Source organism: Streptomyces mutomycini, from assembly GCF_001700505.1.
GTDB lineage: Bacteria > Actinomycetota > Actinomycetes > Streptomycetales > Streptomycetaceae > Streptomyces > Streptomyces mutomycini.
The window spans coordinates 1-24,122 of the sequence record NZ_MAPV01000044.1 but is presented as its reverse complement, the minus strand read 5'-3'; the positions used below and the strand labels follow the sequence as shown (position 1 = coordinate 24,122).

The window sequence follows — 24,122 nt, the reverse complement described above, 5'->3', positions numbered from 1 at the left end:
GGAGTGTGGCGGCGGCCACACCCTCGTGCATGCGTCCGGATACTCAGATCCGCGGCTGAGTAGGTCCCTGCGCGCAGACTGGATCCATGGACTGGAATCACTTTCGCTTCAGGACCGTGTGGGAGCTGCCCGCGCCGCCCGACACCGTGTACGCCGCCCTGGAGCGCGCCGAGGACTACCCGCGCTGGTGGCCCCAGGTACGGGGGGTAAACCGCATCGACGACACGGCCGCCACGACGCGCATCCGCTCGTTCCTCCCGTACGACCTCGTCCTGACACTGCGGCAGCGGCACAGCGACCCCGCCGCACGGACACTCGAAGCGGTGATGAGCGGCGACCTCGAAGGGTGGGCGCGCTGGACCGTCGCCGCGCACCACGGCGGCAGCAGGATCGTGTACGAGCAGGAATCCGACGTACGCAGGGCGCTGCTGCGCCGGCTCGCCGTACCCGGGCGTCTCGTCTTCCGGGCCAACCACGCCCTGATGATGCGCGCCGNNGGGCGATTAGCTCAGTGGGAGAGCGCTTCGTTCACACCGAAGAGGTCACTGGTTCGAAACCAGTATCGCCCACCCGGGAAAGGCCGGTCCGTCAGCGTCATCGACGGGCCGGCTTTCGCGTATCCGGCCGTAGCTAGGCCACCGCGGGCAGCTCCGGACGCAGCGGCCACGCCGGATCGACCGCCTCCGGTGCGCCGTTCTTGTCGAACCACGCCTGCAGCCCGCGCGCCTGGGCCGCGTGCCAGACCGCCTGCAGCGAGTGCACCTGAGCAGGTGACAGCCGCTCCAGCCGGGCGGAGAACCGCCTGCCCACCGCCCGCACCAGCTCCAGTGAGGCCGCCGCGTCGGCCGCGGCGTCGTGCGCGCCGTCGAGCGTCACCCCGTACAGCTCGCACAGGTCCGTCAGGGTGCGGCGGCCCTTGCGGTAGCGGTCCAGGTGCTTGTCCAGCACCCGCGGATCCAGCACACACAGCGGTTTGCTCCCCAGACAGCCGGAGAGTGACGACGCGCGGTGGCGCCTGAGTTCCCTGTCCAGCAGCGTCAGGTCGAACGGCGCGTTCATCACGACCAGGGGCCGCCCCGTCGCGCACTGCTCCGCCAGCGCCCGGGCTATCTCCTCGACGACCGGTGCGGGCCACCGGCCGTTGCGCTGCAGATGGTCGTCGGTCAGACCGTGGATCCCGGTGGCGCCCGGAGGCACCGGAATCCCCGGATTGACCAGCCAGCGGGTGACGCGGAGCCGTCCGCCCGCCATGTCCTGGACGACGAGAGCGGCCGACACGATCCGGTCCTCCTCGACGTCCACGCCCGTCGTCTCGGTGTCAAAAGCCGCCAACGGCCCCTCGAACCAATGTGTCATCCCCGAACTCCTCGCGCCTGCACGGCAGATGGCCGGATTCCCCTGCCCGGTTCGGTGATACCCGCACCCTATGCCGGATACGCCGTTTACGGCCCGGCTCCTGCGGTGACAACACAGGTGACGGGCAAGGAAGTTGACCAGCCCGCAAGCGGAGACGGGCAACCGGTCGGCACAGCCCGGAAGGCACGGAGCCATGGCGCTCGCGCAGCCGACCCCAGGGAGTCCCGCCCGCACCGAGGACCACGGGGGAAAGCCACCGCAGCAGCGGAACACACCACCGCTGCGCGGCACACTCGCCACCACCGCCTGCATGGAGACCCTCCAGGTGGGGTACCTCCACGCGGTGGCAGCCGCAGCGGGCTGCTCACTGTCGCAGCCCTTTCCCGACAACGGCATCGACTGGCACGTCAGCCACGGTGCCCCCGACCACACCGTCGACGACGAGGTGACCGTCAAGGTGCAGCTCAAATGCACCTACCAGATCCCCCCGCACCCACCCGGCGCCTCCTTCTCCTTCACCCTGGACAACGCCCATCTGGTGAAGCTCGCGAGAACCCCCGTGTCGGTGCACAAGATCCTGGTCGTGATGCTCGTGCCCCGCAGCCAGGACGACTGGCTGCGGGCCGGACACGACGGGCTGGACCTGCGCCACTGCTGTTACTGGACGAATCTGGCCGGCCACCCGGTGACCGGCAGACACCGGACCACCGTGCGGGTCCCGACCTCGCGGATCTTCGACGACCGCGCACTCTGCGACATCATGGCCCGAGTCGGGGCGGGAGGGAGACCCTGATGCACCGGTCGACGGAGGAGCCCACCGGAGGGACGGTCCCGGCGGGCGGCCGCACGCACCCGTACGCCGACGGCCCGGACCCCGGACCGGGCCCCGACCCCGCCGGCGTCGACCCCGCGGTGCTCGGGGCTCTGCTGCGGCGGCACGGCTGGCACCGGCGCGGAGGTGCGCGGGGGCGCTACAGCCGCTGGGTCCCGCCCGGCCCGCTCGCGTCGGCCACCAGCCTGCTCGTGCCGGACACCACCGCCTTCCCCGACAGCGAGGACCTGGTCGCCGAAGCGCTCGCCGCGCTCACCCGCAGCGCCGTTCCCTCGGCCCGCGACATCCTCGTCGCCCTCACCGTGCCCAGCGACGAGATCCGCTGGTGGCGCGACGTCCCCGAAGGCGCCTCGGGAGCCGCCGACTGGACCGGCGCCGACCAGCTGCGCACGGCGGCCCGGCAGATACTCCTCGCCGGATCCCTCGCCGCCCGGGGCCGGGCCGGCCACCACGGGGCGCGGCACCGGAGAAAGGCCCGGAACGCCCTGGACGGCACCCTCGTCGGGCCCGCGGACGACGGCCGCGGCCTCACCGCCTTCGTCCCGGTCACCGCGGGACGAGCCGTCGCCGTACAGCTCTACGCGGCACTGCACGCGGCCCGGGAGGCCGTCGACTACCAGCGCGCCACCGGCGGCATGGAGGCTTTCGACGCCGCGGTCGCCGCCGGGGTCAGCCGGGAACTGACCGAGGCGGTCGTCGCCCTCGTCCGGGGCTCGGAAGGCACCAGGATCACCCTGGCCTGGGCGCCCGCGGCCGGGACACCCGAAGGGTGCCCCGCGAGCCCCGAGCCCGTGGAGTTCTCGCCCGGCGACCTGCCCGCACTCAGACTGGCGGGAGCCCGCTACCTGCGGGACGAACCAGCCGTCGCCGTCAGGATCACCGGCGCCGTCGTACGGCTGCGCCGTTCCGGGCCGCGCGGCCCCGGCGTCGTACGGCTGCGGGTGCTGGCGGGTGCGGAGGTCGGGCACGTGCGGATCGAGCTCGACGAGGAGGCCTACCGGATCGCCGGCCACGCGCATCTGGTCGGACTCCCGCTGCGCGTGGAGGGCAGGCTGGAGAACCGGGGCGGCTTCCGGAGGCTCAGCGGCGCCTCACAGGTCGCTCCGGTCCAGGTGGACGAGGCGGAGCGGGACCGCCTGATGAAGTCGCTCCAAGAGAACGTCGACTTCTTCGAGGAGGCCTGTACGGGGGAGGAGGGATAGCCCCGGGGTACCCCTGCGGTATCCCTTTCGCGTCCGGGGCCTCCGGCTCGGTACGATTCCTCTTGCGCGCGCAGGAGAAATGCGACGCACCCCCTCAGTCAGGAGAGACCGGTGTCAGACGTCCGTGTGATCATCCAACGCGATTCCGAGCGGGAAGAGCGCGTGGTGACGACGGGTACGACGGCCGCCGAGCTCTTCCCCGGGCAGCGCACCGTCGTTGCCGCACGGGTCGAGGGCGAGCTGCGCGACCTCGCGTACGAGCTCCGGGACGGCGAGGTCGTCGAGCCCGTCGAGATCTCGTCCGAGGACGGCCTGAACATCCTGCGGCACTCCACCGCGCACGTGATGGCGCAGGCGGTGCAGGAGCTGCACCCCGAGGCCAAGCTGGGCATCGGCCCGCCGGTCAAGGACGGCTTCTACTACGACTTCGACGTCGAGAAGCCGTTCACGCCCGAGGACCTCAAGGCCATCGAGAAGAAGATGCAGGAGATCCAGAAGCGGGGACAGAAGTTCTCCCGCCGGGTGGTCTCCGACGATGCCGCCCGCGAGGAGCTCGCCGACGAGCCGTACAAGCTGGAGCTCATCGGCATCAAGGGCTCCGACTCCGTCGCGAGCGCCGGCGACGGCGCGGACGTCGAGGTGGGCGGCGGCGAGCTGACCATCTACGACAACCTCGACCCGAAGACCGGCGACCTGTGCTGGAAGGACCTCTGCCGGGGCCCGCACCTGCCCACCACCCGCTTCATCCCCGCGTTCAAACTGATGCGGAACGCGGCGGCATACTGGCGGGGCAGCGAGAAGAACCCGATGCTCCAGCGCATCTACGGGACCGCGTGGCCCAGCAAGGACGAGCTCAAGGCGCACCTGGAGTTCCTGGAGGAGGCCGCCAAGCGCGACCACCGCCGCCTCGGCAACGAGCTGGACCTGTTCTCCTTCCCCGACGAGATCGGCCCCGGTCTCGCGGTCTTCCACCCCAAGGGCGGCGTCGTCCGCCGGGCCATGGAGGACTACTCGCGGCGCCGCCACGAGGAGGAGGGCTACGAGTTCGTCTACAGTCCCCACGCCACCAAGGGCAAGCTCTTCGAGAAGTCCGGCCACCTGGACTGGTACGCCGACGGCATGTACCCGCCCATGCAGCTCGACGACGGGGTGGACTACTACCTCAAGCCGATGAACTGCCCGATGCACAACCTGATCTTCGACGCTCGCGGCCGCTCGTACCGCGAACTGCCGCTCCGCCTCTTCGAGTTCGGCACGGTGTACCGCTACGAGAAGTCGGGTGTGGTCCATGGGCTGACCCGCTCGCGCGGCTTCACCCAGGACGACGCGCACATCTACTGCACCAAGGAGCAGATGGCACAGGAGCTCGACCGGACACTCACGTTCGTCCTGAACCTGCTCCGCGACTACGGTCTGACCGACTTCTACCTGGAACTGTCCACCAAGGACCCGGAGAAGTACGTCGGCTCCGACGAGACCTGGGAAGAGGCCACCGAGACGCTGCGCCAGGTCGCCGAGAAGCAGAACCTGCCGCTGGTCCCGGACCCGGGCGGCGCCGCGTTCTACGGTCCGAAGATCTCGGTGCAGTGCAAGGACGCCATCGGGCGCACCTGGCAGATGTCGACCGTGCAGCTCGACTTCAACCTCCCGGAGCGCTTCGACCTGGAGTACACCGGCCCGGACGGCACCAAGCAGCGCCCGGTCATGATCCACCGCGCGCTGTTCGGCTCCATCGAGCGGTTCTTCGCGGTGTTGCTCGAGCACTACGCGGGCGCGTTCCCGGTCTGGCTGGCCCCGGTCCAGGCGGTCGGTATCCCGATCGGTGACACCCACATCCCGTACCTCCAGGAGTTCGCCGCCGAGGCGCGCAAGAAGGGGCTGCGGGTCGAGGTGGACGCCTCCTCCGACCGGATGCAGAAGAAGATCCGTAACCACCAGAAGGCCAAGGTGCCGTTCATGATCATCGTCGGTGACGACGACATGAACGCGGGAACGGTGTCCTTCCGCCACCGCGACGGTTCGCAGGAGAACGGCATCGCCCGTGACGAGGCGATCGCCAAGCTGGTCGACGTGGTGGAGCGTCGCGTACAGGTGTGATCCCTGCCCAGGGAGAGGCCCCCGGAGAGCTACACGCTCTCCGGGGGCCTCTTCTCGTCCTCCCGGGTGAACACCTGCAGCAGCCACGACGAGAACGACCCCGTCACCGCTCCCAGCAGCGCCAGCCCGCAGGCCATCAGCCCCGCCGCGACGACCCGGCCGCCCGGTGTGACCGGCACGGCGTCCCCGTAGCCGACCGTCGTGAGCGTCGCGCACGCCCACCACACCGCGTCCCCGAACGTGCGGATCGTGGAGCCCGGCGCCCCCCTCTCCTGCTGGTACACCGCGAGCGCGGCGGAGAAACCGAGGAGCACGGTCGTGATGCCCGCATACGTCATCACCCGGGCGTAGAGGCTCATCCGGGGCTGTTCCCGGCGCTGCTGGACCGCCGTGTAGAGCTTGACCACGCGCAGCGGGCGCAGCAGCGGCAGGAGCAGGACGACCGTGTCCAGCCGGTGGGCGCGCACGAAGTGCCGGCCCTGGCCGCTGAGCCGGAGCCGTACCCCGTAGTCCACGGCGAAGAGCAGCCAGGTCGCTGCGACGAGGGCGAGTGCGATGTCGCGCCAGGGCTGGGCGCCGGCGGGGGCGAGGACCCGGACCGTGTAACCGGTGAGGAAGACCAGGGCCGCGGCGAAGAGCGGCACCTCGGTGCGCTGCTCCCAGTCCTTCAGCCGGTCGGGGTCGGGGGCCGTGGGGCGGTCGCTCATGGCGTCAGCATCGCGCTGCACCGGCGGGGTCGGCCCCGGCGACACGCGCGGCGGGAGCGACGCAATATGCTGACGGGCATGACGAGTGAGCCGGAGCAGCAGATCGGAGTGGGGACGCCCGACGCGTTCCAGCGCCTGTGGACGCCCCACCGGATGGCCTACATCCAGGGTGAGAGCAAGCCGAGCGGCCCGGGAGCCGGGGACGGCTGTCCGTTCTGCGAGATCCCGTCGAAGTCGGACGAGGACGGTCTGATCATCGCGCGCGGCGAGAAGGTCTACGCGGTGCTCAATCTCTATCCGTACAACGGCGGACATCTGATGGTGGTGCCGTACCGGCACGTGGCCGACTACACGGAGCTCGACGCCCCGGAGACCGCTGAGCTGGCCGACTTCACCAAGCGGGCCATGGTCGCGCTGCGGGCCGCGTCCGGAGCCCACGGCTTCAACATCGGGATGAACCAGGGCGCGGAGGCCGGCGCCGGCATCGCCGCCCACCTCCACCAGCATGTGGTGCCGCGCTGGGGCGGGGACACCAACTTCATGCCGGTCGTGGGACACACGAAGGTGCTCCCGCAGCTGCTGGGGGACACCCGCACGATGCTGGCCGGTGTGTGGCCGGCCGTGCTCCCGTCGGTCTGAGCCGGGCCGCCCCCGGCGGGCTCGCGCGTCCCGGCCGCCCCCGGCGGGCTCACGCGTCGTAGACGTCGGCCTTCCGCGGGGCGGGGTCCTGGACCAGGCCGCTGAGGATCATCGAGCGGTTGTCGAAGCGCTCGATGTCGGCACCGTGCTCCTTCAGGACCCGCATCGTCGCGGAGTGGACGACGCGCAGGACCGGGGTGGCCGTCCGCATGGCGTCGTCCGCCATGAAGCGGTGGCCCCACGGCTTGGCCGCCCAGGCGTGACGCAGGCCGAAGGGCTCGGGCAGGACGATCTTGCCGCCCAGGTAGTCGAGCAGCGGCGGATACCAGGTGAAGGGGGCACGCAGGGAGAGCCTGACGACCTCGCTCGCCTTGACGACGGGGAGCGTGATCTTGCGGGTCTCCCAGAAGCGGACCGCCTTCTTCACCGTCTTGGTCGGCGCCTCCGGCTTGCTCAGGAAGAGGGAGTGGACGGGGCCCAGGGCGTGCCCGGTCACCTCGATCCGCAGGGTCTCGTGGAGCACGGTGACGGTGATCAGCATCGTGATCACCAGCTGGCCGTCCCAGAGGGTGAACTGCACGCCCAGGTAGTGGCGGTTGCCGCTGCCGAACTGCTGGTGGTTGCAGATGCGCTGTATCTCGTGGGGCTTGATCTGGAAGGTGGCCACGTCCTCGCCCTCGGGGCGGGAGACGGAGTCCGCGTTCTCGCCGACGGGGGAGACGATCCAGTGCTTGACGGACGGCGTGGGGAAGCCGCCGGTGTTCAGCGGGCCGCGCTCCAGCATCTTCAGCTGGTCGTGGATGGCCCGTACGACGTCCCAGCTGCGGAACTGGTGGATCTCCTTCGCGGGGTCCTCCGGCGTGAGTTCCTCCGCGAGCTGCCAGCTGCCCCAGCGGGTGCCCATGCCGAGGATGCCCTTGGGGCCCGCGTAGAAGACGGCGTTGGACTGCTGCTCGGCGGAGAGCTTCTCCAGTCCCTGGCGCAGGGCCTCGCGGGCCGTCTCGTTGGGGTTCTTGGGTACGGCCTCGGGGATCTTCGCGCTGACGCCGGTGCCGGAGAGGAGCCCGTCCCAGCGGGCCCTCAGGTCCTTGACCGAGGCTTCCGCGATCCGTTTGGCGAGCAGCCAGCCGATCAGCGGGGCGATGGCCGCGGCGCGCAGGTAGAGGCCCGCGAATCCGGTGAGCGGCATGGTGATCAGGAAGAACGCGGCGGCGCAGCCGAGCACGACGAGCAGGACGCCGCCCAGAGCCTGGAAGAACTTGTCCTTGGACTTGTTGAGGACGTCGCGCAGCCGGAAGGCGAGGACCCACAGGACCAGTCCGGGCAGGAAGGCGAAGCCGAAGACGGCGGTGACCAGGGTGAGCTTGGTGTCACGCGCCTTGCGCAGGTTGGTCGCGGACAGGCAGTGCTCCACGACGGTCCGCGGGTCGGTACCGAAGGACTGGATGAGTGCTTTCCGGTCGCCGCCCAGCATGCGTTCCTGCACCGCACGGGAGAACGCCTCGCCCAGATTCGGCTTGAAGTAGTCGGACTTGAACAGCTTGGACTCGCCCGGCTTCACCTCGGACTTGTGCCACTCGGAGTTGGCCTTGAGGATCTCCGTCACATCGCTGTCGCGGTACGCGGCGGAGGCGAGGGCGCTGGTCGCCACCGCCTGCCCTCCCGAACCCTGGAGCGGGATCTGCGCTCCGGGAGAGAAATCGAATCCGTCGTTGGCCACTGTCGCCCCCACTCGCCCGCACGGTCTGCTCCTGCGGCTGTTCCCAACTACCGTACTTCGCACACCTTCTGAGCTGGGCCCACAGCGTATCGTCCGGGCCGGTCGCCCGCCCGCCGATGAGTCCGGGAGCGGGCGCGAGGGGCCGAATCCAGTCAACTAGCCGACATATGTGCTGTTTTCCGTCGCTTCGCGGATGCGTTCGGCGAGTTGCGGGGGCATCGGTTCGTGCCGGGCGTACGCCCGGTCGAACCGTCCGGTGCCGTGCGTCAGCGAGCGGAGATCGACGGTGTACCTGCCGATCTCGATCTCCGGCACCTCGGCACGCACGAGTGTGCGCTCGTCAGCCGCCTGTTCGGTGCCGACCACCCGGCCACGCCGCCCCGCGAGGTCGCTCATCACCGCCCCCACGTAGTCGTCGGGCACCAGGACGCCGACCTCCGCGACGGGTTCGAGGAGCTGGACGCGGCTGTCGGCCGCGGCCTCGCGCAGCGCCAGCGCGCCCGCGGTCTGGAAGGCGGCGTCGGAGGAGTCGACCGAGTGCGACTTCCCGTCGACCAGGGTGACGCGCACGTCGACGAGGGGGTGCCCGGCCGCGATTCCGCGGGCCGCCTGGGCGCGTACGCCCTTCTCCACCGAAGCGATGAACTGCCGCGGCACCGAGCCGCCGGCCACCTTGTCGACGAACTCGAGGCCGGCACCGGGCGGCAGCGGCTCCACCTCGATCTCACAGATCGCGTACTGCCCGTGGCCGCCTGACTGCTTGACGTGCCGGCCCCGCCCGACGGCACGGGAGGCGAACGTCTCGCGCAGCGGCACGCGATGGGGTTCGGCGTCGACCTGCACGCCGTACCGGCTGCGCAGATGTTCCAGCGCGACGTCCGTGTGCGCCTCACCCATGCACCACAGCACGACCTGGCGGGTGTCCTGGTTCTGCTCCAGACGCATGGTGGGATCCTCGGCGACCAGACGTGCAAGGCCCTGCGAGAGCTTGTCCTCGTCGGCCTTGCCGTGGGCGCGGACCGCCAGCGGGAGCAGCGGGTCGGGCATGGTCCAGGGCTCCATCAGCAGTGGTTCCCCGCCGCCCGAGAGGGTGTCCCCGGTCTCCGCCCCGTTGAGCTTGGAGACGCTGGCCAGGTCTCCCGCGACGCAGCTGTCCACGGGGCGCTGCTGTTTGCCGAAGGGGGCGGAGAGCGCGCCGACGCGCACGTCGCTCTCGTGGCAGACGCCTGTCCCGCCGCCGGGGTCGGTGAGTCCGTGGCCGCACACGTGCACGGTGTCGTCGGGGCGCAGGGTGCCGGCGAAGACGCGGACCAGCGAGACCCGTCCGACGTACGGGTCGGACGAGGTCTTCACGACCTCGGCGACCAGGGGCGCCGCCGGATCGCAGACCGGCGCGGGGCGCGGGGCGCCGTCCGGGGCGGTGACTGCGGGCAGCGCGCGTTCCCCGGGGGAGGGGAAGCCGCGGGTGACCAGGTCGAGGAGCTCCACGGTGCCGATGCCCTGGCGGGCCCCCTCGGCGGCGGGCGCGGCGGCCAGGACGGGGTGGAAGGAGCCACGTGCGACGGCGCGTTCCAGGTCGTCGACGAGGGTCGTGACGTCGATCTCGTCGCCCCGCAGGTAGCGGTCCATCAGGGTCTCGTCCTCGCTCTCGGCGATGATCCCCTCGATGAGCCGGCCGCGGGCCTCCTGAAGCCGGCCCCGTTCGTCACCGGCGGGCCGCGCCTCGCGCCGTTCCCCCGACGAGTAGTCGAAGACCCGCTGGGTGAGGAGTCCGGTGAGCCCGGTGAGCGGGGCATGCCCGTCCGGGCCTTCGGGCCCCTGCACCGGCAGATGGAGGGGGAGCACGGCATCGGGGTCGTCGTGCCCGAAGATCCGGCCGCAGACCCGGGTCATCTCGTCGAAGGGCGTACGGGCGGTGTCCAGATGTGTGACGACGATGGCCCGGGGCATTCCGACGGCCGCGCACTCCTCCCAGACGGCGCGGGCGGTGTCCGCCACGGCGTCGGCCTCCTGGGCGGCCGAGACGACGAAGAGGGCCGCGTCCGCCGCGCGCAGACCGGCCCTGAGCTCCCCGACGAAGTCCGCGTAGCCGGGGGTGTCCAGCAGATTGATCTTGTAGCCGTCCCATTCGACGGGGACCAGCGAGAGCTGCACGGAACGCCTTCGGCGCTGTTCGATCTCGTCGTGGTCGGAGACCGTGGCACCGTCCTCGACCCGGCCCGCCCGGTTCAGGGCTCCGGCGGTCAGCGCGAGTGCCTCGACCAGCGTGGTCTTGCCCGAGCCGCTGTGGCCGACCAGCACCACGTTCCGTACGGAAGCGGGCCGGCCGGCCGTCGCCGCCCTGCCCGCGGCTCCGGTGTGCGTATGTGTCCTGTCGCCCATGATGTGTGCCTCCCGGTCGGCGGCGCGGTGCCGCAGGAGCTGGGGAAGTGGATGCACGGGCAGGGCGGGAGCCGCCGCGGCGGCTTCTGCGACGCCCGCGGTCATTCGAGCTTTGCACCCGTACCGGACGCCGTCCATACGTCGCGTGCGGCGAAGCGTGACTTCCCGGACACCCCGCGGGACGGGGTGCCCCGCCGTTGCCCGGTACGGCTCGTGACTACGATGGGCCAGCCGGTGGCCGAAGTGGCCGCACGGCGCCCACCGAACCTCGGGAAGGCCATGCTGAACAAGTACGCGCGTGCATTTTTTACGCGTGTCCTCACACCGTTCGCCGCTCTGCTGCTCCGTCTCGGGGTCAGTCCCGACGCGGTCACTCTCGTCGGTACGGCCGGAGTGATGGCAGGTGCGCTGGTCTTCTTCCCGATGGGGGAGTTCTTCTGGGGCACGATCGTGATCACGGTCTTCGTCTTCTCGGACCTCGTCGACGGCAACATGGCCCGGCAGGCCGGGATCTCCAGCCGGTGGGGCGCGTTCCTGGACTCGACCCTCGACCGGGTGGCGGACGGGGCGATCTTCGCCGGGTTCGCGCTCTGGTACGCGGGCAGCGGCGACGACAACGCGCTGTGCGCAGTCGCGATCTTCTGTCTGGCCAGCGGCCAGGTGGTCTCGTACACGAAGGCACGGGGTGAGTCGATCGGCCTGCCGGTCGCCGTGAACGGGCTGGTGGAGCGTGCCGAGCGGCTCGTGATCTCGCTGGTCGCGGCAGGTCTCGCGGGGCTGCACGGCTTCGGGGTGCCCGGCATCCAGATCCTGCTGCCGATCGCGCTGTGGATCGTCGCCGTCGGCAGCCTGGTGACGCTGATCCAACGGGTGGTCACCGTGCGCAGGGAGTCGGCCGAGGCCGACGCCGCCGCGGCAGCCGCCGAGGGCGGGGCTGCGGAGCAGGGGAGCGGGGCCGCGCAGTGAGCGGGACCGCATCCGATCTGAGGGGCCGGCTGACGGACGGGCTCTACGGCCTCGGCTGGGGCGCCGTCAAGAAGCTTCCCGAGCCGGCCGCGGCAGCGCTCTTCCGCACCCTGGCCGATCAGGTGTGGAAGCGGCGCGGGAAGTCCGTGCTGCGGCTGGAGTCGAACCTCGCCCGGGTGGTGCCCGGCGCGGACGCAGCCCGGCTCGCGGAGCTGTCGAAGGCCGGCATGCGCTCGTACATGCGCTACTGGTTGGAGTCCTTCCGGCTGCCGACCTGGAGTCCGGAGCGGATCAAGGCGTCCATCGACGTACGTGACGTCCACCGGCTCACCGAAGGGCTGGAAGCGGGCCGAGGGGTCGTCGTCGCCCTGCCGCACCTGGGGAACTGGGACCTGGCGGGTGCGTGGGTCACCACGGATCTGAAGGTGCCGTTCACGACGGTCGCCGAGCGGCTCAAGCCGGAAACCCTCTACGACCGGTTCGTGGCCTACCGCCAGGGCCTGGGCATGGAGGTCCTGCCGCACAGCGGAGGGGCCGCGTTCGGGACCCTGGCCCGACGGCTGCGCGCGGGCGGTCTCGTCTGCCTGGTGGCCGACCGCGATCTGTCGGCCTCCGGCGTCGAGGTGGACTTCTTCGGGGACACCGCGCGGATGCCCGCCGGTCCGGCCCTGCTGGCGCAGCAGACCGGTGCGCTGCTGCTGCCCGTCACCCTCTGGTACGACGGCACGCCCGTGATGGGGGCGCGGGTCCATCCGCCCGTCGGCGTACCGGAGACAGGCACCCGCACCGAGAAGACGTCCTCCATGACACAGGCGCTGGCCGATGCCTTCGCCGCCGGGATCGCCGAGCATCCGGAGGACTGGCACATGCTCCAGCGGCTCTGGATCTCCGATCTGGACCCCCAGGGGGAAGCACCGTGAAGATCGGCATCGTCTGCCCGTACTCCTGGGACGTTCCGGGCGGGGTGCAGTTCCACATCCGTGACCTGGCCGAGCATCTGATCCGCCTCGGCCACGACGTCTCGGTGCTCGCCCCCGCCGACGACGAGACTCCGCTCCCGCCGTACGTCGTGTCCGCGGGCCGGGCCGTGCCCGTCCGGTACAACGGCTCGGTGGCCCGGCTGAACTTCGGGTTCCTGTCCGCGGCGCGCGTCCGGCGCTGGCTGAACGACGGCACCTTCGACGTCATCCACATCCACGAGCCCACCGCTCCCTCGCTGGGACTGCTCACCTGCTGGGCGGCGCAGGGGCCGATCGTGGCCACCTTCCACACGTCCAATCCACGGTCCAGGGCCATGATCGCGGCGTACCCGATCCTCCAGCCGGCGCTGGAGAAGATCAGTGCGCGGATCGCGGTCAGCGAGTACGCGCGTCGGACCCTGGTCGAGCACCTCGGCGGTGACGCGGTGGTCATCCCCAACGGCGTCGACGTGGACTTCTTCGCCCGGGCCGAGCCCAAGGCCGAGTGGCAGGGCGGCACTCTCGGCTTCATAGGGCGCATCGACGAGCCGCGCAAGGGACTGCCCGTCCTGATGAAGGCGCTCCCCGCGATCCTCGCCGCCCGCCCGGAGACCCGGCTGCTGGTCGCAGGGCGCGGGGACGAGGAGGAGGCGGTCGCCTCGCTGCCGACGGAGATGCGCTCGCGCGTCGAGTTCCTCGGCATGGTCAGCGACGAGGACAAGGCACGGCTGCTGCGCAGCGTCGATGTCTACGTCGCACCGAACACGGGCGGCGAGAGCTTCGGCATCATCCTGGTCGAGGCCCTGTCGGCCGGAGCGCCCGTACTCGCCAGCGACCTGGACGCGTTCGCGCAGGTGCTCGACCAGGGAGCGGCCGGCGACCTGTTCTCCAACGAGGACGCGGACGCGCTGGCCTCGGCCGCGATCCGGCTGCTGGGTGACCCGGAGCGGCGTGCGGGGCTGCGGGAGCGCGGCAGCGCCCATGTGCGCCGCTTCGACTGGACGACGGTCGGCGCGGACGTCCTGTCGGTGTACGAGACGGTGACGGACGGGGCGGCGGCGGTCGACACCGACGAACGCACGGGGTTCCGCGCACGCTTCGGCCTCGCCAGGGACTGAGCGCGCCGTGACGCAGTGAGGCGGACACCGGCGGGAGCCGGGGTGCCCGCCGGCGGTAGCCTTTCCGCCCGTGATCGAAATCCTCATCTGGACCGTCGTCGCGCTGTGCGCGATCGGCCTGTACCTCAGCTGGACCGCCGGCCGTCTCGACCGGCTCCACGCCCGTATCGACGCGGCCCGGGCGGCACTGGACGCCCAGTTGCTGCGTCGCGCCTCGGTCACCCAGGAACTGGCCACGTCCGGGGTCCTCGACCCCGCCGCGTCGATCGTGCTCTACGAGGCGGCGCACGCGGCGCGGCAGGCCGAGGAGGAGCAGCGCGAGGTCGCCGAGAGCGAGCTCAGCACCGCTCTGCGGGCCGTGTTCGGCGAGGGGGCGCAGGTCGAGGCGGTGAAGGAGTTCCCGGGCGGCGAGGACGCGGCGAGCGAGCTGGCCGCCGCCGTGCGCCGCGTACCGATGGCGCGCCGCTTCCACAACGACTCGGTGCGCGCCGCCCGCGCGCTGCGCAGGCACCGGACGGTCCGGCTGTTCCGGCTCGCCGGCCACGCCCCGTTCCCGCTCGCGTTCGAGATGGACGACGCGCCCCCGGTCGCCCTGGCGGACCGCCCCGGCAGCTGAGGGCTCATGGGCGCGGCGGCCCGCGGACGTACGGAAACGATCCACAGGGTGTCCATTGGCCCTTGCTGTGGACTGCTTCCGGAGCGTTTGCTCGGTGCTGCAGTGTCCAGCGTCTTTCCACCCCAGTGAGGTCGATCCGTGTCCATGCTCCCCAGCACCCCGCAGTCCGCCGAGACCCCGGCCACCGGCACCGCCCGCGTCAAGCGCGGCATGGCCGAGCAGCTCAAGGGCGGCGTGATCATGGACGTCGTCAACGCCGAGCAGGCGAAGATCGCCGAGGACGCGGGCGCCGTGGCCGTCATGGCCCTGGAGCGGGTGCCGGCCGACATCCGCAAGGACGGCGGCGTGGCCCGGATGTCGGACCCCAACATGATCGAGGAGATCATCGAGGCCGTCTCCATCCCCGTCATGGCCAAGTCCCGCATCGGCCACTTCGTCGAGGCCCAGGTGCTCCAGTCCCTCGGCGTCGACTACATCGACGAGTCCGAGGTCCTCACCCCGGCCGACGAGGTCAACCACAGCGACAAGTTCGCCTTCACCACGCCCTTCGTCTGCGGCGCCACCAACCTGGGCGAGGCCCTGCGCCGCATCGCCGAGGGTGCCGCGATGATCCGCTCGAAGGGTGAGGCGGGCACGGGCAACGTCGTCGAGGCCGTCCGGCACCTGCGCCAGATCAAGAACGAGATCGCCCGTCTGCGCGGCTACGACAACAACGAGCTGTACGCCGCCGCCAAGGAGCTCCGCGCCCCCTACGAGCTGGTCAAGGAGGTCTCCGAGCTCGGCCGGCTGCCCGTCGTCCTGTTCTCCGCCGGCGGCGTCGCCACCCCCGCGGACGCGGCCCTGATGCGTCAGCTCGGCGCCGAGGGCGTATTCGTCGGCTCCGGCATCTTCAAGTCGGGTGACCCGGCCAAGCGTGCCGCCGCCATCGTGAAGGCCACCACCTTCTACGACGACCCGAAGATCATCGCGGACGCCTCCCGCAACCTGGGCGAGGCCATGGTCGGCATCAACTGCGACACGCTCCCCGAGGGCGAGCGCTACGCCAACCGCGGCTGGTAGGCACCGATGACCGACACCCCTGTCATCGGAGTCCTGGCTCTCCAGGGCGACGTACGGGAACACCTGATCGCCCTGGCCACGGCGGACGCCGTGGCCAGGCCGGTCCGGCGGCCCGAGGAGCTCGCCGGGGTCGACGGGCTCGTCATACCCGGCGGCGAGTCCACCACCATGTCCAAGCTGGCCGTCCTCTTCGGCATGCTCGAACCGCTGCGCGAGCGGGTGGCCGCCGGGATGCCGGTCTACGGCACCTGCGCCGGCATGATCCTGCTCGCCGACAAGATCCTCGACCCCCGCTCGGGCCAGGAGACGGTCGGAGGCATCGACATGATCGTGCGCCGTAACGCTTTCGGGCGGCAGAACGAGTCCTTCGAGGCCGCCGTCGATTTCGACGGTGTGCCCGGCGGACCCGTCGACGGCGTCTTCATCCGGGCCCCCTGGGTGGAGTCGGTCGGCGCGCGGGCCGAGGTCCTAGCGGTGCACGGCGGCCATATCGTGGCCGTACGCCAGGGAAACGCCTTGGCCACGTCGTTCCACCCGGAGCTGACCGGCGACCACCGTGTGCACGCACTCTTCACCGACATGGTGCGCGCCGTGGGCTGATCCGATCCCGGTAGGATCTCTCGGGTTCGGATCGATTTTGGTGACGCGAAGGAGAAGGCAGATGTCCGGCCACTCTAAATGGGCTACGACGAAGCACAAGAAGGCCGTGATCGACGCCAAGCGCGGCAAGCTCTTCGCGAAGATGATCAAGAACATCGAGGTCGCGGCCCGCACGGGCGGCGCCGACGTGTCGGGTAACCCGACCCTCTTCGACGCCATCCAGAAGGCCAAGAAGAGCTCGGTCCCGAACAAGAACATCGACTCGGCGGTCAAGCGCGGTGCCGGTCTCGAAGCCGGTGGCGCCGACTACGAGACGATCATGTACGAGGGCTACGGCCCGAACGGCGTCGCGGTGCTCATCGAGTGCCTCACCGACAACCGCAACCGTGCCGCGTCCGACGTCCGGGTCGCCATGACCCGCAACGGCGGTTCGATGGCGGACCCGGGCTCGGTCTCGTACCTGTTCAACCGCAAGGGCGTCGTGATCGTCCCCAAGGGCGAGCTGTCCGAGGACGACGTCCTCGGCGCGGTGCTCGACGCGGGCGCCGAGGAGGTCAACGACCTCGGTGACACCTTCGAGGTGCTCAGCGAGGCCACCGACATGGTCGCGGTCCGCACCGCACTCCAGGACGCGGGCATCGACTACGACTCGGCCGAGGCCAACTTCGTCCCGACGATGCAGGTCGAGCTCGAGGAAGAGGGCGCGCGCAAGATCTTCAAGCTGATCGACGCGCTGGAGGACAGCGACGACGTGCAGAACGTCTTCGCCAACTTCGACGTCTCCGACGAGGTCATGGAGAAGGTCGACGCCTGAGGCGGTGGCACGTGGCACGCCGACGGGCCGACGGGACACACCCCGTCGGCCCGTCGCACTGTCAGCGGCAGCCGATAGCCTGCGGGAACAGATGACCGAGCGGCGGAGGGTGCGCATTCATGCGGGTGTTGGGTGTGGACCCGGGGCTGACCCGGTGCGGCGTCGGAGTCGTCGAGGGAGTCGCCGGCCGGCCGCTCACCATGGTCGGCGTCGGCGTCGTGCGGACCCCGCCCGACGCGGAGCTGGGCCACCGGCTCGTCGCCATCGAGCGGGGCATCGAGCAGTGGCTCGACGAGCACCGGCCCGAATTCGTCGCCGTGGAGCGGGTGTTCAGCCAGCACAACGTCCGCACGGTGATGGGCACCGCGCAGGCCAGCGCCGTCGCCATGCTCTGCGCCTCACGCCGCGGCATCCCCGTCGCCCTGCACACCCCCAGCGAGGTCAAGGCAGCCGTCACCGGATCAGGACGCGCCGACAAGGCCCAGGTCGGAGCCATGGTGACCCGGCTGCTGCGCCTCGACGCGCCGCCGAAGCCCGCCGACGCCGCCGACGCCCTCGCTCTCGCCATCTGCCACATCTGGCGCGCGCCCGCGCAGAACCGACTGCAGCAGGCCGTCGCCGCCCACCGCACGCTGAAAGGCCGCACCGCATGATCGCCTTCCTCTCCGGCCCGGTGGCCGCCCTCACCCCGGCCACGGCCGTGATCGAGGTCGGCGGCATCGGCATGGCCGTCCAGTGCGCCCCCGGCACGCTCGCCGGCCTGCGGATCGGCCAGGTGGCAAGACTGGCCACCTCCCTGGTCGTCCGGGAGGACTCGCTGACCCTCTACGGCTTCGCGGACGACGACGAGCGGCAGGTCTTCGAGCTGCTCCAGACCGCCAGCGGCGTGGGCCCCCGGCTCGCCCAGGCGATGCTCGCCACCCACAGTCCCGACGCCCTGCGCATCGCCGTGGCCACCGGTGACGAGAAGGCGCTCACCGCCGTCTCCGGCATCGGCAAGAAGGGCGCGCAGAAACTCCTCCTCGAGCTCAAGGACCGGCTCGGCGAACCGGTCGGCGCGCACATCGGGCAGCAGGGCATCGGTGCCCCCGTCAGCAGCTCCTGGCGCGACCAGCTGCAGGCCGCTCTGATCGGCCTCGGCTACGCCACCCGCGAGGCCGACGAGGCGGTGACCGCCGTGGCACCGCAGGCCGAGGCCGTGATCGCCGAGGGCGGCCAGGCCCCCGTGCCCCAGCTGCTGCGTGCCGCCCTGCAGACACTCAACCGCGCACGCTGACCCCCGGGGCCCACACGCCCCGTACGCCGGCCGGAACACCGCACGGACCGGCACCGAAACACCCGAGGCGGGACACGAGATGAACTGGGACGAGACCGGACCCGACACCGGCGACCTCACGGACGAGGCGCTGGACGACCGCCTGGTCGATGCCGGGGCGGACGGCGAGGACACCGCGGTCGAGGCCGCACTCCGCCCGAAGGACCTCCACGAGTTCGTCGGCCAGGAGAAGGTGCGCGAACAGCTCGACCTGGTCCTCAAGGCCGCCCGCGCCCGGGGTGCCACCGCCGACCACGTCCTGCTCTCCGGCGCCCCCGGCCTGGGCAAGACCACCCTCTCCATGATCATCGCAGCCGAGATGGAGGCGCCGATCCGGATCACCTCCGGCCCAGCCATCCAGCACGCCGGAGACCTCGCCGCGATCCTCTCCTCCCTCCAGGAGGGCGAGGTCCTCTTCCTCGACGAGATCCACCGCATGTCGCGGCCCGCCGAGGAGATGCTCTACATGGCGATGGAGGACTTCCGGGTCGACGTCATCGTGGGCAAGGGGCCCGGCGCCACGGCCATCCCGCTGGAACTGCCGCCGTTCACCCTCGTCGGCGCGACCACCAGGGCGGGACTGCTGCCGCCCCCGCTGCGCGACCGTTTCGGCTTCACCGGCCACATGGAGTTCTACGCCCCCACCGAGCTGGAGCGGGTCATCCACCGCTCCGCCGGACTGCTCGACGTCGCCATAGACACGGCGGGCGCCGCCGAGATCGCGGGACGCTCCCGCGGCACGCCCCGTATCGCCAACCGCCTGCTGCGCCGCGTCCGGGACTACGCCCAGGTCAAGGCCGAAGGGCGGATCGACCGGGACATCGCCGCCGCCGCGCTGCGGGTGTACGAGGTCGACGCCCGGGGGCTCGACCGGCTGGACCGCGCGGTGCTCGGCGCCCTGCTGAAACTCTTCGGCGGAGGCCCCGTCGGGCTCTCCACCCTCGCGGTGGCCGTGGGGGAGGAGCGCGAGACGGTCGAGGAGGTCGCCGAGCCCTTCCTCGTGAGGGAAGGGCTGCTCGCGAGGACCCCGCGGGGCAGGGTCGCCACCCCCGCGGCATGGGCGCACCTCGGGCTCGTACCTCCGCAGCAGGGCGCAAAGGGACAACAGGGCCTGTTCGGGGCGTGACACCGGACGGGTTGGCCAGCAGGGGAACCACGGTGCGATGCTGGACGTTGTTCCAATGATGCGGACTCGCTTAGACTCCGCCGATGCCGCCCGTACAGGTCGGTGTACCCACCCCCGTAGACCAGGCCTCGCGAATGCCCGCGTGGTCGTGCGAAGGAAGTTCCGTCCCGTGAGTCTCGTGACCCTCCTCCCCTTCATCGTGCTCATCGGGGCCATGTTCCTGATGACCCGGTCCGCCAAGAAGAAGCAGCAGGCGGCTGCGCAGATGCGCAACGACATGCAGCCCGGTACCGGCGTCCGGACGATCGGAGGCATGTACGCCACCGTCAAGGAGATCCAGGACGACACGGTCCTCCTCGAGGTCGCGCCCGGCGTCCACGCCGTCTACGCGAAGAACTCCATCGGCGCCGTCCTCGACGACGCGGAGTACAACCGCATCGTCCACGGTGACGACGACGAGGCCGAGGGCACGGTCGTGCCCGACGACGCCTCCTCCCTGACCGCCGGTGACTCGGACGCGGACGACGACGTCGCGAAGATCGACCTGGGCAAGAAGCCCGAGGGCGAGGCCGTGGCGAAGGACACCGAGGCCAAGGACGCCAAGGCCGACGGCGAGGGCGACGCGAAGTAGTTCCACGACCCAGAGACGCCGGACACCCACAGGTGTCCGGCGTCTCACGGGCCGTGCGGTCTTCTGCGGGGGCGGGTCCCCACAACACTTCGTGGCCGCTCGGGCGCGTACCCGGCGCGGGGCGGTTGGACAGGGAGAAACGAAAAGGTGGCAGCACCGAAGAAAGGCCGGGGCTCAACCGGTGGACAGGGCAGGCCGGGCCGTGCCCTGGTTCTGATCCTCATCGCCATGGTCGCCCTGACCGGCGGGATGTTCCTGTCCGGGCACACCACGCCCCGGCTCGGGATCGACCTGGCCGGCGGTACGTCGATCACGCTCAAGGCGAAGAGCCAGCCCGGCAAGCCTGACGCGATCAACGAGACCAACATGAACACCGCGGTCAGCATCATCGAACGCCGTGTCAATGGTCTGGGCGTCTCCGAGGCCGAGGTCCAGACCCAGGGCGCATCGAACATCATCGTCAACATCCCCAAGGGGACGAACTCGGCGCAGGCCCGGGAGCAGGTCGGCACGACCGCCCAGCTCTACTTCCGGCCCGTGCTGACGGTCACCGGCGGCGAACCGACACCCGAGGGTTCCGCGAGTCCGTCCGCGAGCGGTTCCGGGAAGGCGAGCGCCACGCCCAGCGCGAAGGCGACCGACCCGGAGACCGCCTCCGATCCGAAGACGACGCCCTCGGCGAGCGCCACCACGCAGGGCCGTGCCGTCACCGACGGCCTGAAGAAGGACGAGACGCCGACCCCCTCCGCCAGCACCTCGGGTGCCCCGGCCTCCTCGGACGCCCCTGCGGCGACCGGGAAGCCGGACCCCGCCACCGCGGCGCTCGAGAAGAAGTTCACCGCGCTGGACTGCACCGATCCGGCCGCCCGCGCCAAGGCCGGCGACGGCGTCAAGCCGGAGGAGCCCACGGTCGCGTGCGGTTCCGAGGGTGACGCCAAGTACCTCCTCGGCCCCGCCGAGGTCTCCGGTACGGACGTCGACGACGCGAAGGCACAGTTCGACCAGCAGCGCGGCATCTGGCTCGTCTCCATGGAGTTCACCGACAAGGGCTCCAAGAAGTTCCAGACGATCACGAAGAAGCTGTCGTCGCAGCAGTCCCCGCAGAACCAGTTCGCGATCTCCCTCGACGGTGAGGTCGTCTCCGCACCCCAGGTGAACGAGACCCTCAGCGGCAGCGCCGAGATCTCCGGCAGCTTCACCCAGCAGTCCGCCGAGGACCTGGCGAACGTCCTCTCCTACGGTGCGCTTCCGCTGTCCTTCAGCGAGGACACCGTCACCACCGTCACCGCCGCACTCGGCGGCGAGCAGCTGGAGGCCGGGCTCATCGCCGGTGCCATCGGTCTCGCCCTGGTCGTCATCTACCTGGTGGCCTACTACCGCGGCCTGGCGCTCATCGCGCTCCTCAGCCTCCTGGCCTCCGGCATCCTGACGTACACGATCATGGCCCTGCTCGGCCCGGCCATCGGCTTCGCGCTGAACCTCCCGGCCGTCTGCGGAGCCATCGTCGCGATCGGTATCACGGCGGACTCGTTCATCGTCTACTTCGAACGCATCCGGGACGAGATCAGGGAGGGCCGCACGCTCCGTCCGGCCGTCGAGCGCGCCTGGCCCAGGGCCCGGCGCACCATCCTCGTCTCCGACTTCGTCTCGTTCCTCGCCGCGGCCGTGCTCTTCCTCGTCACCGTCGGCAAGGTCCAGGGCTTCGCCTTCACGCTGGGTCTCACGACCCTGCTCGACGTCGTCGTGGTGTTCCTCTTCACCAAGCCCGTCATGACGCTGATGGCCCGCACGAAGTTCTTCGGCAGCGGGCACCCGTGGTCCGGCCTGGACCCGAAGCGTCTCGGCGCCAAGCCGCCGCTGCGCCGTTCCCGCCGCGTCACCGCCCGCACCGACCACCCGAAGGAGGCGTGAGATGTCGCGACTCGGCAATCTCGGCGCCCGGCTCTACCGTGGCGAGGTCGGTTACGACTTCATCGGCAAGCGCAAGATCTGGTACGGCGTCTCGATCCTGATCACCATCACGGCCATCCTCGGCCTGGCGGTCAGCGGCCTGAACATGGGCATCGAGTTCAAGGGCGGTGCCGTCTTCACGACGGACACCAAGGCCAAGGTGTCCGTCTCCCAGGCCCAGGAGGACGCGGCGACGGCCTCCGGCCACGAGGCGATCGTCCAGGAGCTCGGCAACGGCGGGCTCCGGATCCAGATCACCGAGGTCGACACCCAGAAGGCCGACCAGATCAAGGCCCAGCTCTCCGAGGACCTCGGCATCCCCGAGGCGAAGATCAACGCGGACCTCGTCGGCCCCAGCTGGGGTGAGCAGATCGCCAACAAGGCATGGGCCGGCCTCGGCATCTTCATGGTCCTCGTGGTGGTCTACCTGGCCATCGCCTTCGAGTGGCGGATGGCCGTCGCGGCGCTCATCGCGCTGATCCACGACATCACCATCACCGTCGGTGTCTACGCCCTCGTCGGCTTCGAGGTCACCCCGGGCACGGTGATCGGTCTGCTGACCATCCTCGGTTACTCCCTCTACGACACGGTCGTCGTCTTCGACAGCCTCAAGGAGGGCACGAAGGGGATCACCAAGCAGACCCGCTGGACCTACAGCGAGATCGCCAACCGTTCCATCAACGGCACGCTGGTGCGTTCCATCAACACCACCGTCGTCGCCCTGCTCCCGGTCGCCGGTCTGCTGTTCATCGGTGGCGGTGTCCTCGGCGCGGGTATGCTGAACGACATCTCGCTGTCGCTCTTCGTCGGACTCGCCGCCGGCGCCTACTCCTCGATCTTCATCGCCACCCCGCTGGTCGCCGACCTCAAGGAGCGCGAGCCGCAGATAAAGGCACTGAAGAAGCGGATCCTCGCCAAGCGTGCCGCCGCGGCGGCGAAGGGCGAGTCCGTCGAGGACGAGCGCGACGACCGGGACGACCTGGACGGCGACTACGACGAGGACACCCAGCACGCCGGTGCCGTCGTCGGCCAGCGCCGCCAGACCGGGGGCCACGGCAGGACTCCGAGGAACCGCCGATGACCAGCACGAGCATCACCGACGCCACCCGGGAGCTCCTGCTCAGCCGGATCCGTGACGTGCCGGACTATCCGAAGCCCGGAGTGCTGTTCAAGGACATCACCCCGCTGCTCGCGGACCCGGCCGCCTTCACCGCACTCACCGACTTCCTCGCGGAGCTGTGCGTGCGGCACGGCGCCACCAAGATCGTCGGCCTCGAGGCGCGCGGCTTCATCCTGGCCGCGCCGGTCGCGGTCCGGGCCGGGCTCGGCTTCGTCCCCGTGCGCAAGGCAGGAAAGCTCCCCGGTGCCACGCTCGGGCAGGCGTACGAGCTGGAGTACGGCACGGCGGAGATCGAGATCCACGCCGAGGACCTGTCGGCCGGAGACCGCGTCATGGTCATCGACGACGTCCTGGCCACCGGCGGCACCGCCGAGGCCTCGCTGGAACTCGTCCGGCGGGCCGGTGCACAGGTCGCGGGGGTGTCGGTCCTCATGGAGCTCGGCTTCCTCTCCGGCCGCGCCCGGCTGGAGGCAGGGCTGCGGGACGCCCCGCTGGAGGCACTGATCACCCTCTGACCTGCACCGCGCCGCCGTAGCGCGGGTAGGGACGTACAGGACGGGTACCCGGGAACATCCGGGTACCCGTCCCGCGTTGCGAGGGGTTCCGCACTCCCCGGGCGAGGACCTGCCCAGGGGTCGATACCATGGGCTTTCCGGTAGCCCGGATCTCCACGAGGAGCGCTCTTGCCAGACGAGGCCCAGCCAGTCGCCGCCCCGCAGCCCGAAAGGCCCGCGGCGGCCTCCGCCACGCCCGGGAAGGCGCAGCCGGACGGGGCGGGCGAGTCCGGGCCCGCAGACGAGCCCACGCAGGGCCCCGACCGGGCTCCGGCCCCCCAGACACCCGCCGCTCCGGCGAAGCCGGCCCCGCCGGCCGAGGCGAAGCCGGCCCCGCCCACGGATGCCAAGCCGACACC

The 24,122-nt window shown here is 70.8% G+C and carries 22 protein-coding genes, 1 tRNA gene and 2 pseudogenes; 21 read left to right on the top strand and 4 right to left on the bottom strand.

Features of this window, described 5'->3' with window-relative positions; translation table 11 throughout:
- Window positions 1-86: 86 nt before the first annotated feature.
- Together BFF76_RS31090 and BFF76_RS07225 are read left to right on the top strand one after the other, a co-directional pair.
- A pseudogene (locus tag BFF76_RS31090) lies at window positions 87-495 on the top strand (SRPBCC family protein); the annotation flags it as partial.
- A 2-nt stretch (window positions 496-497) separates the two neighbouring features.
- A tRNA-Val gene (locus BFF76_RS07225) sits at window positions 498-569 on the top strand.
- A 61-nt stretch (window positions 570-630) separates the two neighbouring features.
- On the opposite strand, the gene BFF76_RS07220 is transcribed toward BFF76_RS07225, so the two are convergent.
- The gene (locus BFF76_RS07220) at window positions 631-1,356 is read right to left on the bottom strand and encodes a 3'-5' exonuclease (protein WP_065847671.1); all 726 of its coding nucleotides are present in this window, start codon (window positions 1,354-1,356) and stop codon (window positions 631-633) included.
- 193 nt (window positions 1,357-1,549) lie between these two features.
- Between BFF76_RS07220 and BFF76_RS07215 the strand changes: the two genes are divergently transcribed.
- The 3 genes from BFF76_RS07215 to thrS all read left to right on the top strand — a co-directional run bounded on the left by BFF76_RS07215 (window position 1,550) and on the right by thrS (window position 5,487).
- On the top strand, window positions 1,550-2,149 hold the full coding sequence (locus BFF76_RS07215) for a DUF4365 domain-containing protein (protein ID WP_031097673.1): 600 nt from the start codon (window positions 1,550-1,552) through the stop codon (window positions 2,147-2,149).
- On the top strand, window positions 2,149-3,390 hold the full coding sequence (locus tag BFF76_RS07210; protein WP_031097674.1) for a hypothetical protein: 1,242 nt from the start codon (window positions 2,149-2,151) through the stop codon (window positions 3,388-3,390). The genes BFF76_RS07215 and BFF76_RS07210 overlap by 1 nt, the downstream gene beginning before the upstream one ends.
- A gap of 111 nt (window positions 3,391-3,501) precedes the next feature.
- A complete protein-coding gene (thrS, locus tag BFF76_RS07205; protein ID WP_053929112.1) occupies window positions 3,502-5,487 on the top strand; it encodes a threonine--tRNA ligase in 1,986 nt (661 codons plus the stop codon).
- Between the two features lie 29 nt (window positions 5,488-5,516).
- Here thrS and BFF76_RS07200 read toward each other — a convergent pair whose 3' ends face one another.
- Complete coding sequence (locus BFF76_RS07200) at window positions 5,517-6,194, bottom strand: potassium channel family protein (protein ID WP_065847669.1); 678 nt, start codon at window positions 6,192-6,194, stop codon at window positions 5,517-5,519.
- 66 nt (window positions 6,195-6,260) lie between these two features.
- Here BFF76_RS07200 and BFF76_RS07195 point away from each other — a divergent pair, with 66 nt between their 5' ends.
- Complete coding sequence (locus BFF76_RS07195; RefSeq protein ID WP_031097681.1) at window positions 6,261-6,833, top strand: HIT family protein; 573 nt, start codon at window positions 6,261-6,263, stop codon at window positions 6,831-6,833.
- 49 nt (window positions 6,834-6,882) lie between these two features.
- Here BFF76_RS07195 and BFF76_RS07190 read toward each other — a convergent pair whose 3' ends face one another.
- Both BFF76_RS07190 and BFF76_RS07185 read right to left on the bottom strand, forming a co-directional pair.
- Window positions 6,883-8,553, bottom strand: a complete 1,671-nt coding sequence (locus BFF76_RS07190) for a hypothetical protein (RefSeq protein ID WP_065847667.1) — start codon at window positions 8,551-8,553, stop codon at window positions 6,883-6,885.
- 156 nt (window positions 8,554-8,709) lie between these two features.
- Entirely contained in the window at window positions 8,710-10,935 is a 2,226-nt protein-coding gene (locus BFF76_RS07185) for an elongation factor G-like protein EF-G2 (protein WP_065847673.1), read from the bottom strand.
- Window positions 10,936-11,214: 279 nt separating this feature from the next.
- Between BFF76_RS07185 and pgsA the strand changes: the two genes are divergently transcribed.
- From pgsA to BFF76_RS33305, 15 genes and pseudogenes are all read left to right on the top strand, one after another.
- Window positions 11,215-11,901, top strand: a complete 687-nt coding sequence (pgsA, locus tag BFF76_RS07180) for a phosphatidylinositol phosphate synthase (RefSeq protein ID WP_031097687.1) — start codon at window positions 11,215-11,217, stop codon at window positions 11,899-11,901.
- Window positions 11,898-12,821 (top strand): phosphatidylinositol mannoside acyltransferase, encoded by a 924-nt coding sequence (locus tag BFF76_RS07175; RefSeq protein WP_065847665.1) that lies wholly within the window; start codon window positions 11,898-11,900, stop codon window positions 12,819-12,821. Before pgsA ends, BFF76_RS07175 begins: the two co-directional genes overlap by 4 nt.
- Window positions 12,818-13,978 (top strand): glycosyltransferase family 4 protein, encoded by a 1,161-nt coding sequence (locus BFF76_RS07170; RefSeq protein WP_053929110.1) that lies wholly within the window; start codon window positions 12,818-12,820, stop codon window positions 13,976-13,978. Before BFF76_RS07175 ends, BFF76_RS07170 begins: the two co-directional genes overlap by 4 nt.
- 70 nt (window positions 13,979-14,048) lie before the next feature.
- Window positions 14,049-14,594 carry a hypothetical protein gene (locus BFF76_RS07165; protein ID WP_053929109.1) on the top strand — a complete coding sequence of 182 codons (546 nt, stop codon included), beginning with the start codon at window positions 14,049-14,051 and terminating at the stop codon, window positions 14,592-14,594.
- A 138-nt stretch (window positions 14,595-14,732) separates the two neighbouring features.
- Window positions 14,733-15,653 (top strand): pyridoxal 5'-phosphate synthase lyase subunit PdxS, encoded by a 921-nt coding sequence (gene pdxS / locus BFF76_RS07160; RefSeq protein ID WP_065847663.1) that lies wholly within the window; start codon window positions 14,733-14,735, stop codon window positions 15,651-15,653.
- A 6-nt stretch (window positions 15,654-15,659) separates the two neighbouring features.
- Window positions 15,660-16,253, top strand: coding sequence for a pyridoxal 5'-phosphate synthase glutaminase subunit PdxT (gene pdxT / locus BFF76_RS07155; RefSeq protein WP_031097696.1), 594 nt, complete (start codon window positions 15,660-15,662; stop codon window positions 16,251-16,253).
- 61 nt (window positions 16,254-16,314) lie between these two features.
- Window positions 16,315-17,067, top strand: a complete 753-nt coding sequence (locus BFF76_RS07150; RefSeq protein WP_031097698.1) for a YebC/PmpR family DNA-binding transcriptional regulator — start codon at window positions 16,315-16,317, stop codon at window positions 17,065-17,067.
- A gap of 119 nt (window positions 17,068-17,186) precedes the next feature.
- Window positions 17,187-17,720 (top strand): crossover junction endodeoxyribonuclease RuvC, encoded by a 534-nt coding sequence (ruvC, locus tag BFF76_RS07145; protein WP_031097700.1) that lies wholly within the window; start codon window positions 17,187-17,189, stop codon window positions 17,718-17,720.
- Window positions 17,717-18,343 (top strand): Holliday junction branch migration protein RuvA, encoded by a 627-nt coding sequence (gene ruvA / locus BFF76_RS07140; RefSeq protein ID WP_031097702.1) that lies wholly within the window; start codon window positions 17,717-17,719, stop codon window positions 18,341-18,343. Before ruvC ends, ruvA begins: the two co-directional genes overlap by 4 nt.
- 79 nt (window positions 18,344-18,422) lie before the next feature.
- A complete protein-coding gene (gene ruvB, locus BFF76_RS07135) occupies window positions 18,423-19,508 on the top strand; it encodes a Holliday junction branch migration DNA helicase RuvB (RefSeq protein ID WP_031097704.1) in 1,086 nt (361 codons plus the stop codon).
- Window positions 19,509-19,677: 169 nt separating this feature from the next.
- Window positions 19,678-20,139 (top strand): preprotein translocase subunit YajC, encoded by a 462-nt coding sequence (gene yajC / locus BFF76_RS07130; protein ID WP_031097706.1) that lies wholly within the window; start codon window positions 19,678-19,680, stop codon window positions 20,137-20,139.
- 147 nt (window positions 20,140-20,286) lie between these two features.
- Complete coding sequence (gene secD / locus BFF76_RS07125; RefSeq protein WP_031097708.1) at window positions 20,287-22,050, top strand: protein translocase subunit SecD; 1,764 nt, start codon at window positions 20,287-20,289, stop codon at window positions 22,048-22,050.
- Window position 22,051: 1 nt separating this feature from the next.
- Window positions 22,052-23,170: a protein translocase subunit SecF gene (secF, locus tag BFF76_RS07120; protein ID WP_031097710.1), complete on the top strand. Its 1,119-nt coding sequence runs from the start codon at window positions 22,052-22,054 to the stop codon at window positions 23,168-23,170.
- A complete protein-coding gene (locus BFF76_RS07115; protein ID WP_031097712.1) occupies window positions 23,167-23,724 on the top strand; it encodes an adenine phosphoribosyltransferase in 558 nt (185 codons plus the stop codon). The genes secF and BFF76_RS07115 overlap by 4 nt, the downstream gene beginning before the upstream one ends.
- A gap of 168 nt (window positions 23,725-23,892) precedes the next feature.
- A pseudogene (locus tag BFF76_RS33305) lies at window positions 23,893-24,122 on the top strand (2-oxoglutarate dehydrogenase, E2 component, dihydrolipoamide succinyltransferase); the annotation flags it as partial.

Bases quoted from the DNA above. Each gene is read 5' to 3' on its own strand.
- BFF76_RS07215 (WP_031097673.1), top strand. From the start codon at position 1,550: ATGGCGCTCGCGCAGCCGACCCCAGGGAGTCCCGCCCGCACCGAGGAC.
- BFF76_RS07210 (WP_031097674.1), top strand. From the start codon at position 2,149: ATGCACCGGTCGACGGAGGAGCCCACCGGAGGGACGGTCCCGGCGGGC.
- BFF76_RS07195 (WP_031097681.1), top strand. From the start codon at position 6,261: ATGCTGACGGGCATGACGAGTGAGCCGGAGCAGCAGATCGGAGTGGGG.
- BFF76_RS07115 (WP_031097712.1), top strand. From the start codon at position 23,167: ATGACCAGCACGAGCATCACCGACGCCACCCGGGAGCTCCTGCTCAGC.
- BFF76_RS07150 (WP_031097698.1), top strand. From the start codon at position 16,315: ATGTCCGGCCACTCTAAATGGGCTACGACGAAGCACAAGAAGGCCGTG.
- ruvC (WP_031097700.1), top strand. From the start codon at position 17,187: ATGCGGGTGTTGGGTGTGGACCCGGGGCTGACCCGGTGCGGCGTCGGA.
- ruvA (WP_031097702.1), top strand. From the start codon at position 17,717: ATGATCGCCTTCCTCTCCGGCCCGGTGGCCGCCCTCACCCCGGCCACG.
- pgsA (WP_031097687.1), top strand. From the start codon at position 11,215: ATGCTGAACAAGTACGCGCGTGCATTTTTTACGCGTGTCCTCACACCG.
- ruvB (WP_031097704.1), top strand. From the start codon at position 18,423: ATGAACTGGGACGAGACCGGACCCGACACCGGCGACCTCACGGACGAG.
- BFF76_RS07200 (WP_065847669.1), bottom strand. From the start codon at position 6,194: ATGAGCGACCGCCCCACGGCCCCCGACCCCGACCGGCTGAAGGACTGG.
- secF (WP_031097710.1), top strand. From the start codon at position 22,052: ATGTCGCGACTCGGCAATCTCGGCGCCCGGCTCTACCGTGGCGAGGTC.
- pdxT (WP_031097696.1), top strand. From the start codon at position 15,660: ATGACCGACACCCCTGTCATCGGAGTCCTGGCTCTCCAGGGCGACGTA.
- BFF76_RS07185 (WP_065847673.1), bottom strand. From the start codon at position 10,935: ATGGGCGACAGGACACATACGCACACCGGAGCCGCGGGCAGGGCGGCG.
- BFF76_RS07220 (WP_065847671.1), bottom strand. From the start codon at position 1,356: ATGACACATTGGTTCGAGGGGCCGTTGGCGGCTTTTGACACCGAGACG.